This is a genomic window from Pseudomonas pharyngis, from assembly GCF_021602345.1.
Lineage (GTDB): Bacteria > Pseudomonadota > Gammaproteobacteria > Pseudomonadales > Pseudomonadaceae > Aquipseudomonas > Aquipseudomonas pharyngis.
The window spans coordinates 1-12,229 of record NZ_BQID01000021.1; the positions used below are offsets into that span (position 1 = coordinate 1).

Consider the following 12,229-nt stretch of genomic DNA (forward strand, 5'->3'; position numbering starts at 1 on the left):
AGAGACAGTCCTTGAACGAGCCCGAGCGGATGTACCTGGCCAATCCGAAATTCAACACCGAATGCCTGCTGGCCAACGCCAGCGAAAACCTCGGTGCGGCGAGTGAGATGCTGAGTAATTTCGCGGCCACGCTCGATCCCTCGCATCGCAAGACGGCGATCGGTATTACGCAGATCGTGATGATTGCCGAGCTGGCGGTGAATCAGGCGCTGGATCACGTCGAAGTCGCGTAACCCGGCGATGGCTGTAGGAGCCGTTCGCGGCGGCTTCTATAGCGCGACTTGTTCAGTCCCACGCTGCTGCAGGAAAAAGCGCGGCTCAAGAGGTTATGGAATGCAAAGCAGCCCGGGCCGACTCCCTCGTCAACGACGAAGGCGTCGGCCCGGGCTGTTTGCGTTTCAGTAAAGGGCGTTGAATTCGAACTACGGGGCCTTGATCCAATTACTGCATCAAATGCACATATGAACTGCAGTCAACCCGACTAGTGCCCCCCGCGCCGACCTTTAGACTCTCCCCACGATCAACGTAAGGGAGCGTCCAACATGGTCACCACCGCCGTCATCCATCAAACCGGTGAGCCTCAAGTCATTCAGCTGGAGCAATCCACCGCGCAAACACCCGGCCCCGGCGAGGTCTGGCTTGAGCAGTTCGCCATTGGCGTCAACCCGCTCGATTTGAGCCAACGTTCCGGTGCCGCGCCGTTGGCGTTGCCTTCCGGGTTGGGGCTTGAGGGTGCCGGGCGGGTTGTGGCGGTGGGGGCCAATGTGACGAACGTGGCCGTCGGCGACCGGGTCGCTTATGCCACGGGCCCTGTCGGCGCCTATGCCAGCGCCCGCCTCTACCCGGCCAATCGGCTGGTGAAGATCCCCGACAGCCTGAGTTTCGAGGACGCGGCGGCGGTGCTGTTCAAGGGCATCACCGCGCAGTATTTGCTCAAGTCCACTTACCCGGTCGGGCCGGGGTCGACGGTGCTGATCTACGGCGCGGCCGGTGCGCTGGGGCAGATCATGGTGCCGTGGGCGAAGCATTTGGGGGCGTTGGTGATTGGTGTGGTGTCCAGCGCCGAGAGTGTCGAGCGGGCCCGGTTGGCGGGTTGTGATGAGGTGTTGGTGTTCGATGCGGCGACGCTGGCCGACGCGGTGATCGACATCACCCAGGGCAAGAAAGTGGATGTGGTGTACGACCCGATTGGCCGGGTGTCTTTCGAGGCGTCGTTGAATTGCCTGCGCCCGCGCGGGTTGCTGGTGTCGTTCGGCATGGCGTCGGGGGCGCCGGCGCCGGTCGAGATCAGCACTCTGAACGCCAAGGGTTCGCTGTTCCTGACCCGACCGTCCCTCGCCGCCCACACCGCCACGCCTGAGGAATACCAGCAGCGCGCAAAGGACGTGTTGCAAGCGATTGACGCCGGTATCATCCAGCCCAATGTCGGGCGTCGTTATCCGCTGGCGGACGCCGCCCGGGCCCATGCCGATCTGCACCGGGGCGGTTTGCCGGGGGCGGTTGTGCTGGTGCCTTGAGTCTTTTTTTCGGGTCATCCACGAGGGTTGTCGTTGCATGGATCTGTTCGATAGCCGTCAGGCCGATGAAGTCGCCACCCTGCTGGCCCTGGCCGAGCACGGCTCGTTTGCGGCGGCGAGCCGGACCTTGCAGCGCCATCCCTCGGTGCTGTCGAAACGGCTCAGCGCGCTGGAGTCGCGGCTGGGAGTGCGACTGATCGAGCGCACCACCCGGCAATTGCGTTTCACCGATGAGGGGCAACGGCTGGTGGCGCGGTTCGGGCATGCGGTCAGCCTGATCGCCGAAGCGGAGCAAGATGCGCGCGAAGGTGCCGCCGAAGTTCGCGGGCGTTTGCGCATCGCCCTGCCGGCCGCCATGGGGCGGCTGTGGCTGGGCGATATCGTTTCGGCGTTTGCCCTGGCCCATCCGAACGTGGCGCTGGAGGTGGAATATGCCGAGCGCTTTGTCGATATCGTCGCCGAGGGTTTCGACGCGGCGATCCGCATCGGCGAGCTGGCGGACAATCGGCTGGTGGCGAAGAAGCTCTGCGATCACCGCCGAATCCTGTGTGCCGCGCCCTCCTATCTTCAACAACACGGCGAGCCGAAAACACCGGCGGATCTTGCCGATCATCATTGCCTGGGATTTACCGGGTTGCATTCTTATCCCGAATGGCGACTGACCCGTGGCGACGAGAAACACACTCTGAAAATCCGCAGCCGACTGGTCAGCAACGACAACGAAGCGCAGCTGTGTGCCGCGCGCATGGGCGTGGGGATTCTGGCCGGCGGCGACTGGCTGATGACCAAGGACCTGCGCGAGGGGCGCCTGGTGCGGGTGCTTCCCGAGTGGCAACTGGACGCCGACACGGGGGTTTATCTGGTGCGGCCGTCGGCGCGGTTCAACACGGCGACGACTACAGCGTTCAAGGACTGGATCGAGGGAGCTTTTGCTGAAGGTGCGCCTTGGGTGACGCTGGCCCGCTGATTTACCAGCCGCGATGGATATCGTGCCGGCCTCGGAATCGACGTGCATTCATGGAGGAAAAAGTGCGGATTTACATGACCAGGGCTTTTTGTGCGGGCGTGTCTACACCGGGACGCCTGAGATTCAAAATATTCCTAATCGCCATGTCAGGCTTCTTTGCCCTCACCCAAACGGCGCTATCCCTCGCCGATACTGCCAATGGAAAAGCCCTCTACTCCCAGCGATGCGCCGTGTGCCACGGAGCCGACATCAAGGGCACCGGGCCGTTGGCCAGGAAAAGCAATCCGCCAACGCCTGACCTGACAACCGCTGCCTTCAAAAAGCGACTGAGTGATTACCCGGGCGTCATCGTGTCCTCGGTAATACTCCGCCCCAACGGGGATTTGATTCCAAAGACCTTGCGAGAGAATGGCGTGAAGATCCCGCCGCACGCCTGGAGCGTTAACGATTTTCGCGACTTGCACCAATATATGAGCGGTGTGATTTCCCATACGAACAGATAAAAATGGCGACGAATCTATTATCCGGTGGTGAAAAAATAGATCCGTCCCCATTTCTGCGTGCAATCAAAGGACATATGGCTTGAGCATATTTAGAAAGTATCTTTGCCTTGAAGCTTTAATATGGATATATCTCAGCTGTTGGAATGCAACCGTGCCCCTTATTATCGTTCAGCGTGGAAGCTTGTTGGAGCTGGCAACCTATGAAACGGGGCTGGCCCTTGCCGCCGTCATTTCCATACTGTTTTTGGCTTCCCGCGTCGAAGTCATGCGACGCAGCACCGCTCTAAGGATAGGCTGTATCGCCATTGCGTTGACCGGCATCCTGCGCTACGTGTCTGTTTCCGCTTCGTATTCGATAGAGGCTCTGCTGATAATTGACATCCTTGCGGTCGCGGCTTTCGGCGTCGTTCAATCTCTTTTCGGTGTTTATCCGGCTGAAACCGTAGAAAAAGTTCGAATAGAACATGCCTTTCGCATCCGGCGCATCATCGTAACCATAAGTCGCGTTATTGGCCCGCTCCTGGCGGGCGTTGTCATTGGATTGTCTTCCCCACAAGCCTCACTTCTCTTTGCAGCCATTGTGGGTGTGTTCGCAATGGGGTTAGCGTTCGTATTGCCGCACAGCGTCAAATCCGACTCGACACAGATAAAATCGCCGGTACAACGAGTTCGGGAAATGTTTTTGGGAATTAGACTTAAATTAATTCTTCCACCTGAAAGGTTCCTGACTGTTGCTGGTTTCATGTTGAGCCTGGCTGTTACTGCCACAGTACCCATGCTGGTTCCAATTCAAATTCACACCCATAATCTCGCTGAAAGCAGTGTCGGCCTGTTCAACGCCATATTTGCGGGAGGCGCAATCGGTGGCCTGTTATTTTTGAGCCCGCTTGTTGCCAGAAGACACAACCAGCGAAACAAATATATTGGACTCTGGACTTTATTAACCGCCTCCCTCGTCACAGCGGCTCTCTCTGTCGAAGTCTGGCAACTGGCTCCATGCCTCTTTATTGCAGGAGCTTCCAGTGCCTCGCTTTCACTGATTGGGATGGATAAGAGAACTGTCTCGGTGCCGTCTGGAGTTCGTATCAGATTAATGGCCGCCACACTTATTGTCGGCCAACTCGCAAATTCGGCCTCTTATATGATGATGGGAACAACGATGACGCAGTTCGGCACCCATGGTTTGCTATTGGTTTACTGCGCAATTTTCCTGTTTGTCTTGTTTCATGCAGCACTTTCGAAGTCCATCTGGTTTTTCCTTGAAGATGCGGCAGACTCCGAACTTTTTTATAAAAATAACCATCCCGGACTGGAGTCGATCATGGTTTCGGTTGCAAAGTGATGGATGCCGGATACCCGCTGCCGCCAATAAGCCCGGATTGATTCCGCAGAACACCACGTAAAGGTCTTCGGTCAGGATGTCTTCAAGTCCCATGCGCCCCTATCTCCCCAAACCGAACTTTGCCCAAGGCCCACATTCGATCCAGTTGGCAACTGGTCCGTGGATCGGCCTCGAAACTGTAACTGTTCATCCTGCAGACCGTGAGCGAAATTAAGGCCACTCCCCGCCCGAAATGAAGTGAGCACACGCCGTGGATCTGACCTTCACCACCCTCCTCGTCACCTTCGCCGGCGTGTTCCTGATCTGCTTCATGAAGGGCGCGTTCGGCGGCGGCTTTGCGATTGTCGGGATTCCGCTGTTGTCGCTGGTGATGGACCCGATCACGGCTGGCGGGCTGCTGGCGCCATTGTTCGTCGCCATGGATCTGTTCAGCCTGCGCTACTGGAAGCCTTCCACTTGGTCAAAACCCGACCTGAAGTTGTTGGTACCAGGTTTGATCGTCGGCATCGGCGCCGGCTATTTGCTTTTCCGGGTACTGGACCACCGCGCCATCGCCATCGTCATGGCGGCGATCACGCTGTTGTTTGTCGGTTTGTGGTTCAAGGCGGGCGGAGAAGTCCGAGTGCGGCCGCGCTCCTCACCCAAAGCCGTGGCTGCCGGCATTACTTCGGGTATCACGACGATGGTGGCGCATTCCGGCGGGCCGCCACTGGCGATCTATCTGCTGCCGCTGGGGCTGAGCAAGCAGATGTATGCCGGAACGACCAGCCTGTTTTTCACCGTGGGCAACCTTCTCAAGGCAGTGCCATGGCTGCTGCTGGCCAAACCTACCGGCAACGTGCTGACGCTGATGCTCGTCAGCTTGCTCGCTGTACCCTGCGGCGTCTGGCTGGGCTGGCGGCTGCACGCCAGACTGGACCAGCGTCAGATGTACCGCGCCTGTTATGGCTTGCTGGTGGTCACGGCATTGAAGTTGTTGTGGGATGGAGTCGGGGGATACATGGCCTGAACGAAGTTCAGGCCGGGCCGGGGTTATTTGAACGCCGGCACGGCAACCGATTGATCCGAATGCTGGACGGATGAAATAGGCTTCATACCATTGCGAATCGACAACCTGGAGGTTGATTTGAAAACAGAGAGTGCAAGGCGTGTGATTGTCATCGGTGCCGGCATCGTGGGTGCGTCCGTCGCTTATCACCTGGCTTGCAAAGGTGCGCAGGTCACTGTGATCGAGGCCGGTGAGGTCGCGAGTGGCGTGACCGGGCGCTCGTTTGCGTGGATCAACACGTCGCACAGTGGGCCCGATCCCATTGCGCAACTGCGCGCTGCGGCAATCCAGGAGTATCACCGGCTCGAAGCGGAACTGCCGGACCTGAAGATTCATTGGACGGGCGCCCTGAGTTATCCGCCCGGCACAGACCTGGAAGTGTCAGCCAACCTGCTCACTCAAGCACAAATTCTCGACCTTGAGCCGAACCTCAAAAATCCCCCTCGACAAGCCTTTTACAATCCACAGGAAGGCGCATTGGACGCCGTGCAAGCCACCCATGCGTTGATCGCCGGTGCTCAGGCTCTTGGAGCGACGGTACTGGTGCATACCCGAGTGCATGGTTTTACCCTCCGCGATGCAACGGTGACTGGCGTCGAAACCGCAACGGGTGCCATCGAAGCTGACCTGGTCGTATTGGCCGCAGGAACGGCCATCAGGCAACTGACTGAAACTCTGAACCTGTCCCTTCCGATCGAGGCCTCGCCCGCTATTTTCATCCGCTACAGGATGCAACCCGATCGGGTGAATACCCTGATCTCCAGTCCTGAGATGGAAGTCAGACAGGGTTCGCAAGGAATCTTGCTGGCGGCGGAAGACTATCTGGACAACTCCCTGGAGAACCACTCGCAAGCCATAGCGCAACGAACCGCGGCGGCCATCCGCAACGAGTTGGCGGGCATCATTTCCATTGAGCCAGAATTGGCGTGTATCGGGCTCAGGCCCATGCCTGCGGACGGCGTGCCCATCATCGGTTATTTGCCCGGGATCGGCGCAATGTACGTTTGTACGATGCACCCTGGCGTCACACTCGCGGCAGTCGCAGGCCGCCTGGTCAGTGACGAGCTGATCGACGATCAGGTTTCACCTGCCCTGGCGCCATGCCGGCCTGACCGTCTTTTCAAGACGTAAGAACAAGCCCGCGGTGGCCGGGCCGAGCACTCCCATTGACTGCATCAATAACAACCATTAATTCAATGAAGTTCTCATATCAAATCCGAAGCGTAGGATCTGCTCCATACCAACCCACTGCACACGGAGTACAGAACCATGAAACGCCAAACCCTCATCGGCATCGCCTTCTCGCTCTTCGCCCTGAATGCTTTTGCGGCGACTGAAACCGATCCACTGTTCAGCGATGCGGTTGCCGCTGCGACTCAAACCGACCCACTGTTCAGCGATGCCGTAGCTGCGACCGAAACTGATCCGCTTTTCAGTGATGCAGTTGCCGCGACCGAAACCGATCCGCTGTTCAGCGATGCGGTTGCCGCGACTGAAACCGATCCGCTGTTCAGCGATGCGGTTGCCGAAGGTGGTTCTGACCGTCTGATCGAAAGTCGTAACGCCTGAATGCTCGGTTTTACCGCAGTACCCGACGAAAGCCCGGCCTTATCCGCCGGGCTTTTTCATATGGGGACAGATCTATTTTTCAATCAAAGGCGCCATTCAGCACTTCATAAATCAGCCCTGTAGCCAGCGCGACCAGGATCAGATCGGTACCGACCTGCTGCCATTCGTAGCCGTCGTAGTGCGGCAGTCTGCCGACCAGTCGACCATCGAGTTTCTTTGCGATCCCGGGCGGCAGCGGCTTGCCCCGCGCCAGGTTCTTCTGGATGCCGGGCGGCAACGCCGGGCCCGGGGTCCAATAGCCACGATAGCCGTCCACAATCCCGATCACCCCGCCGCGATCGATACTCGGGCCGTGCCCCTGATAACCGCCCCCGCCTTTTTTCCCCTGATTGCCATGATCCTGGCTGTTATGCGGGTTGCCTTTGCCCTGCCCCTTTCCATTGCCAGGATCGGCCAGCGCGGTCACCGAACTGCACAGCAGCGCAATACAGGTCGTGGTCGCAATCAACGTGCGTAAACCGGCCATGGGTCGTTCCTTGAATGAATGGGTGTGTTTGGATTCTAGTCAGTTTTTTTTACAGGCATGGAGAGATGGCCCTGTCATCGCGGTTTGTGACGATTTTCGATACGTGCAGCTTTCGGTGCCCTCCGATTCGCGCTTACCATACGCCCAACTCGTATTACCGCGGCTGCTGAACCCGGTATTTACGAGGACAGACCATGAAAAGAACCCGCGCCTGGAGACGCACCCAGGCCCGCAAACACGGCAGTGACAAAGCGGCGCGCCCGCAAGTGTTCAAGCCAGAAAAGAACTGGAAGTTGATGTACATTCGCTCCGCCAAACTGGTCAGGGCTCGCCAACTCGGCATGAGCTATCCCATTCGCTCAACCCGCCAATAGTTGGATGAAGCGTGACGAATCTTCTGTTCATTTGCAGTCGCAACCAATGGCGCAGCCCGACGGCCGAAGAAGTCTGGCGCCGCCGCCCCGGCTTCAATGTCCGCTCCGCGGGCACCAGCCCCAATGCACGCAAAACCGTCGGCCCAGCGGATATTCGCTGGGCCGATTTCATTTTTGTGATGGAAACCAAACACCTCAATCGCCTGCGGGCCGAGTACGCCCGGCTGCTCGAGCACAAGCGGATTCACTCTCTGGATATTCCGGATGACTATCAGTACATGGATCCCGAGCTGGTAGACCTTCTTGAAGAGTCGGTGAAACCCTACCTGCCTACTTAACCCTCTGTGCCTCCTGGCAACGTACCGAACGAAAAGGAATTCACCCCATGTTTGAACGGAACAAACTGGTTCCAGAATTGATGGTCACGGATTTGCAGGCCAGCCTTGCTTTCTGGGTCTCCTGCCTGGGCTTCAACGTCGCTTATCAACGCCCGGAAGATGGATTCGCCTACCTCGACCTGAATGGCGCTCAAGTCATGCTCGAGCAGGTTCAACCGAATGCAGGCCAGTGGCTGACGGCGGAACTGAGCAAGCCCTTCGGAAGAGGCGTCAATCTGCAGATCGACGTTGAGGCGGTTGCTCCCATCATCGAAAAACTGGGCGTCGCCCAGATTCCACTTTATAAAACCCGCAAAGACACCTGGTATCGCGCTGACGATGTCGAAGTCGGCCAGCGTGAATTTCTCGTTCAGGATCCGGACGGTTATCTCGTAAGACTGGTAGAACGTCTGGGCGAACGTCCCGTTTGCCCGATTTGATCAAGGACGATAAAAAAATGAAAACCGGCAATTTGGCACGGCCTCGAAGGGGCGAATTGCAGTCGCCGGCCATTCCCCTGCTCGAAGAGGATTCGTCCGGCGACGGCATCATCTGTGCGGACAGCGGCGCTCGTTCCCGTGAGGTGATCCAGCAACAGGTGGTGGCGTTGATCGACGGGTTTCTAACCCGCTCGACGCAGAACTGATCGCGGTGTTGCCTGCACATTGTTGATACGTCAGGATCCCTCCCTTTTTTGACTGGCAGGAGCAATCGTGGAACGTCTCTTCGTTTATGGAACCCTGGGCCCTGGTCGGCCGAATGAGCATGTGATGCTGAACATCGGCGGCACGTGGCAGGCCGCTTCGCTGAAGGGACGTCTGTCGCAGGCCGGCTGGGGCGCGGCGATGGGTTTTCCCGGTCTGGTGATTGCCGAGGATGGCGATGTGATCGAAGGCTATGTGTTCGCTTCCGAGAATTTCCACGAACACTGGGCGGCGCTGGATGAGTTTGAAGGGGCTGAGTATCAGCGGGTTTTGACCAAGGTGAAGCTGGATGACGGGACGGCAATGGATGCCTATGTCTACGCGCTCAAATAGTCGGCCTTCGGCCTTTTCTCGGCGGATGAAAATCTTCCTGGCCGGCCTAGTGTTTTGTGTTGGGCTATGGGGTGCTTCCGAGTGGTGGGAGAAGGCGTTGGCGAAGCCTGCCTACGCAGCTCATGTCAGCCCCGATGGCTGCTTCAGGGTGCAAACTTTCAGACCTTTCTGGTTACTACCCAACTTCCTTCACCCGCAGGCGCCTCCAGACGACCCCTTCGAAACTCAATGGTTCGTCCGCTGGGAATCTCCCGCGTTTTTCCGTTTGTACGACAATCGCGATGATCAGCTACTTGGCGAAAGCGAAATCTACGATCTGGTGAGTTACGGGAACCGATTGTCTTGGGGTTACGGCAGCGATACCGAGGTCCGCGTCGGCTTGATCACGATCGGCAATACTCGCTCTGATTGTAAAAAGGGAGACTGATGAAGCCATGACGAGCCGCGAACCACTCCATAGCAAAGGCTACGAAATGCTCTTTGGAGCGGTTCCGCACACGTGGCTGACCGTGGTGGGCGAGTTAATCGGCGAGCGCTTCTTCCTCTCTCAGGTCGAGAGTCGCGAACCGCTCGCCAATGGCGGCCACCAACAGTTGCACCGCGACTTGTCCGCGCAACGCCCCGGCGACACCGTTAACGCGCTGGTATACCTCGACGACTACGGCCTGGAAAACGGTGCAACCCGCATTGTCACCGGCAGTCATCGCCCTGCCCTGGACGAGCCCCCGTTCGATTTCACTGACGAGTCCCGATCCGTGCAACTGACGGGCAACGTGGCCGACATCCTGATCTTCGATGCCGACGTGATCCACGCCGGCAGCCTGAACGCCAGCGGCGCACGCCGTCGCACGCTGTTGATTACCTTTTTTCCGACTCGCTCTTTGCAAAACACCTGGAAACGGTGAACCTCAGAAACATACGAATGGACACGAATGAGCGGTTCGATCCCGTAAACTTCGTTCTCAACCCGCTGAACTGAAGCAGCCACCCGACACTTAAGGAATGTGACACCCCATGGACGAAACCACGCAGTACAGAATCGCCACCCTTGAAGATGCATTGACCATCTGCGAACTGGGCCAGGTGCTCAACGCCGTCCACCACGCAGCCCGCCCCGACATCTACACCGCCTCCACCGAGGACTTCGCCCGTGATTTGCCGCACTGGATGAACTACCTCGACCAGCCAGGTCAGGTTGTCTTCATTGCACACGTCGGTCAGCAGGCCGCAGGCTTCATTGCTGCGAGCCTCTCGGCCAGCTCCAGTCCGCTGATGCAACCCATGAACATCGTGCGTATCGGTTCGGTGTGCGTCGCAGAAAGCTTCTGGGGCGAAGGTATCGGCCGCCAACTGATGCAATTGGCCAAAGATTGGGCCGTCGAACACGACGCTCAGGAACTGAGATTGTCGGTCTGGTCATTCAACGAACGCGCGGCACGAATGTACGTGGAGTTCGGGTTCGAGAGCCGCACCATCGATATGGGCATGCGTTTGTCCCCGGTATGACGGCTAAGCCGTAAGCTCTACGTAACTCGATTCCCCTCCTCCCGTGGCCCCCGACAGCCAGCCCCACACAAAAGCCAGCGTGGTGCGCCCCGCGTGATCGGCGCCGACCGTGCCACGGGACCAACCGGCAAGCAGCTCGCCATCCTGCGTCAGGCACTGAAAAAGCAGCTCGAAAGTCTCCGGTCCGGTCACGCGCCCGACTTGATTGCCGATGCGAATCCTGCCGCCCTGGTAGGTGCTGGAAATGGCGTTGCCGTCGACCTCGTAATAAAAAACCGTGCCTGCACCGGAAAGCCCTTGAGCGTTGTTGGCGACCGCGAAACGGCGCTTGTGCAAACGTGCAGCGACTTGCGAAAAAGCAGTTTCCACGATTTCAGGCGATTCCATTGGGCTTTCCTTGTGAGAGGTACGTTCCTTGCCGGGGAGAATACGAGGCGACGATGGAACCAAGCAATTCATTTGACTTGCTTGCCTAAGGCAACTATATAGTTGCCTAAAGCAACCATATGAGCATCACGCCATGTCCACGATCACCGACCGCGCCGACATCGTCCGGCAGTTCAACCGTTTCTACACCCATCAGATCGGCGTGTTGCAGGAACACTTGCTGCAAAGCGACTACTCGCTGACCGAGCTGCGCATCCTCTACGAACTCGCGTCCCAGGGCGATCTGACCAGCACCGACCTGCGCCAGATGCTCGGCCTCGACGCGGGCTACATGAGTCGCCTCATCAGCGGTTTCGACAAAAAAGGCCTGATCCAGAAAGTCCCCTCCACCACCGACGCCCGCGCCAGTCAGTTGCACATCACCGACCTCGGCCGCGAGATCCTCGCGCCGCTGGAGCAAGCCTCCCGGCAAGAAGTCATCACCCTGCTCGAACGCCTGTCCGAACCGCAGCAACTGCAACTGATCGCCTCGATGAAGCAGATCCAGACGCTGCTCGAGGGTGGTCAGCCAACGACCTATCTCCTGCGTGATCCGCAGCCCGGTGACATGGGTCTGGTGGTGCATCAGCAGACCGCGATCTACAGCCGTGAATACGGCTGGAATTCAGAGTTCGAAGCGCTGGTGGCAGAGGTCGTCGCCAAATACCTGCGCGAATTCGACCCAACCGGCGAGCGGTGCTGGATTGCGGAGAAGGACGGCAAGGTGGTGGGTTCGGTGTTCGTGATCCGCCACGACGAAACCACCGCGAAACTGCGCATGCTCTACGTGGATGCCAGTGCGCGGGGTTTGGGGATCGGCAATCGGCTGGTCGAGGAATGCCTGCGTTTTGCCCGGGATGTCGGCTACAAAAAGATGATTCTGTGGACCACCAGCAATCTGGTGGATGCCCGCCGGTTATACCAGCGGGCGGGGTTTGAGTTGGTCGAGGAAGAGCCGATTCACAGCTTCGGCAAGGATTTGGTCAGTCAGACGTGGGCGATTGAGTTGTGAGGTTTATGCCCAGTCTTTGTAGCCA

General features: G+C 58.3%; 18 protein-coding genes and 2 pseudogenes. 17 read left to right on the forward strand and 3 right to left on the reverse strand.

Going from position 1 to position 12,229, the window contains the following annotated elements; translation table 11 throughout:
* The 5 genes from L6D74_RS27215 to L6D74_RS27235 form a co-directional block, all read left to right on the forward strand.
* The coding region (locus L6D74_RS27215; RefSeq protein WP_373874496.1) for a DUF6124 family protein at positions 1-233 on the forward strand (233 nt) is incomplete at its 5' end.
* Positions 234-542: 309 nt separating this feature from the next.
* A complete protein-coding gene (locus L6D74_RS27220; RefSeq protein WP_236191179.1) occupies positions 543-1,517 on the forward strand; it encodes a quinone oxidoreductase family protein in 975 nt (324 codons plus the stop codon).
* Positions 1,518-1,554: 37 nt separating this feature from the next.
* Positions 1,555-2,484, forward strand: a complete 930-nt coding sequence (locus L6D74_RS27225; protein WP_236191182.1) for a LysR family transcriptional regulator — start codon at positions 1,555-1,557, stop codon at positions 2,482-2,484.
* Positions 2,485-2,627: 143 nt separating this feature from the next.
* On the forward strand, positions 2,628-2,987 hold the full coding sequence (locus L6D74_RS27230) for a c-type cytochrome (RefSeq protein WP_236191266.1): 360 nt from the start codon (positions 2,628-2,630) through the stop codon (positions 2,985-2,987).
* Between the two features lie 151 nt (positions 2,988-3,138).
* Positions 3,139-4,329, forward strand: a complete 1,191-nt coding sequence (locus L6D74_RS27235) for an MFS transporter (RefSeq protein ID WP_236191183.1) — start codon at positions 3,139-3,141, stop codon at positions 4,327-4,329.
* A gap of 3 nt (positions 4,330-4,332) precedes the next feature.
* Here the strand turns inward: L6D74_RS27235 and L6D74_RS30255 are convergent.
* Positions 4,333-4,422: pseudogene (locus L6D74_RS30255) on the reverse strand (G/U mismatch-specific DNA glycosylase); the annotation flags it as partial.
* Between the two features lie 157 nt (positions 4,423-4,579).
* Between L6D74_RS30255 and L6D74_RS27240 the strand changes: the two are divergent.
* The 3 genes from L6D74_RS27240 to L6D74_RS27250 all read left to right on the forward strand — a co-directional run bounded on the left by L6D74_RS27240 (position 4,580) and on the right by L6D74_RS27250 (position 6,946).
* Entirely contained in the window at positions 4,580-5,338 is a 759-nt protein-coding gene (locus L6D74_RS27240; protein ID WP_074690833.1) for a sulfite exporter TauE/SafE family protein, read from the forward strand.
* A 117-nt stretch (positions 5,339-5,455) separates the two neighbouring features.
* On the forward strand, positions 5,456-6,508 hold the full coding sequence (locus L6D74_RS27245; RefSeq protein WP_236191185.1) for an NAD(P)/FAD-dependent oxidoreductase: 1,053 nt from the start codon (positions 5,456-5,458) through the stop codon (positions 6,506-6,508).
* Positions 6,509-6,646: 138 nt separating this feature from the next.
* Positions 6,647-6,946 carry a hypothetical protein gene (locus tag L6D74_RS27250; protein WP_039773167.1) on the forward strand — a complete coding sequence of 100 codons (300 nt, stop codon included), beginning with the start codon at positions 6,647-6,649 and terminating at the stop codon, positions 6,944-6,946.
* A gap of 79 nt (positions 6,947-7,025) precedes the next feature.
* Here the strand turns inward: L6D74_RS27250 and L6D74_RS27255 are convergent, their stop codons facing one another.
* A complete protein-coding gene (locus tag L6D74_RS27255) occupies positions 7,026-7,472 on the reverse strand; it encodes an anti-virulence regulator CigR family protein (protein WP_236191187.1) in 447 nt (148 codons plus the stop codon).
* Between the two features lie 194 nt (positions 7,473-7,666).
* Here L6D74_RS27255 and L6D74_RS27260 point away from each other — a divergent pair, with 194 nt between their 5' ends.
* From L6D74_RS27260 to L6D74_RS27295, 8 genes and pseudogenes are all read left to right on the forward strand, one after another.
* The gene (locus L6D74_RS27260) at positions 7,667-7,846 is read left to right on the forward strand and encodes a hypothetical protein (protein WP_236191189.1); all 180 of its coding nucleotides are present in this window, start codon (positions 7,667-7,669) and stop codon (positions 7,844-7,846) included.
* Between the two features lie 11 nt (positions 7,847-7,857).
* Complete coding sequence (locus L6D74_RS27265) at positions 7,858-8,184, forward strand: low molecular weight protein tyrosine phosphatase family protein (RefSeq protein WP_127797910.1); 327 nt, start codon at positions 7,858-7,860, stop codon at positions 8,182-8,184.
* 47 nt (positions 8,185-8,231) lie between these two features.
* Positions 8,232-8,663, forward strand: a complete 432-nt coding sequence (locus tag L6D74_RS27270) for a bleomycin resistance protein (protein WP_236191191.1) — start codon at positions 8,232-8,234, stop codon at positions 8,661-8,663.
* 17 nt (positions 8,664-8,680) lie between these two features.
* Positions 8,681-8,869 carry a hypothetical protein gene (locus L6D74_RS27275; protein ID WP_373874497.1) on the forward strand — a complete coding sequence of 63 codons (189 nt, stop codon included), beginning with the start codon at positions 8,681-8,683 and terminating at the stop codon, positions 8,867-8,869.
* A gap of 67 nt (positions 8,870-8,936) precedes the next feature.
* A complete protein-coding gene (locus tag L6D74_RS27280; RefSeq protein ID WP_082934400.1) occupies positions 8,937-9,260 on the forward strand; it encodes a gamma-glutamylcyclotransferase family protein in 324 nt (107 codons plus the stop codon).
* Between the two features lie 97 nt (positions 9,261-9,357).
* A complete protein-coding gene (locus L6D74_RS27285; protein ID WP_236191193.1) occupies positions 9,358-9,687 on the forward strand; it encodes a hypothetical protein in 330 nt (109 codons plus the stop codon).
* Positions 9,688-9,694: 7 nt separating this feature from the next.
* Positions 9,695-10,239: pseudogene (locus L6D74_RS27290) on the forward strand (phytanoyl-CoA dioxygenase family protein).
* A gap of 35 nt (positions 10,240-10,274) precedes the next feature.
* On the forward strand, positions 10,275-10,766 hold the full coding sequence (locus L6D74_RS27295; RefSeq protein WP_163974951.1) for a GNAT family N-acetyltransferase: 492 nt from the start codon (positions 10,275-10,277) through the stop codon (positions 10,764-10,766).
* A gap of 3 nt (positions 10,767-10,769) precedes the next feature.
* On the opposite strand, the gene L6D74_RS27300 is transcribed toward L6D74_RS27295, so the two are convergent.
* Positions 10,770-11,135, reverse strand: a complete 366-nt coding sequence (locus tag L6D74_RS27300; protein WP_236191268.1) for an avidin-fold protein — start codon at positions 11,133-11,135, stop codon at positions 10,770-10,772.
* 151 nt (positions 11,136-11,286) lie between these two features.
* On the opposite strand from L6D74_RS27300, the gene L6D74_RS27305 reads away from it, so the two are divergent.
* Positions 11,287-12,204 carry a bifunctional helix-turn-helix transcriptional regulator/GNAT family N-acetyltransferase gene (locus L6D74_RS27305; protein ID WP_236191194.1) on the forward strand — a complete coding sequence of 306 codons (918 nt, stop codon included), beginning with the start codon at positions 11,287-11,289 and terminating at the stop codon, positions 12,202-12,204.
* Positions 12,205-12,229: the final 25 nt, after the last annotated feature.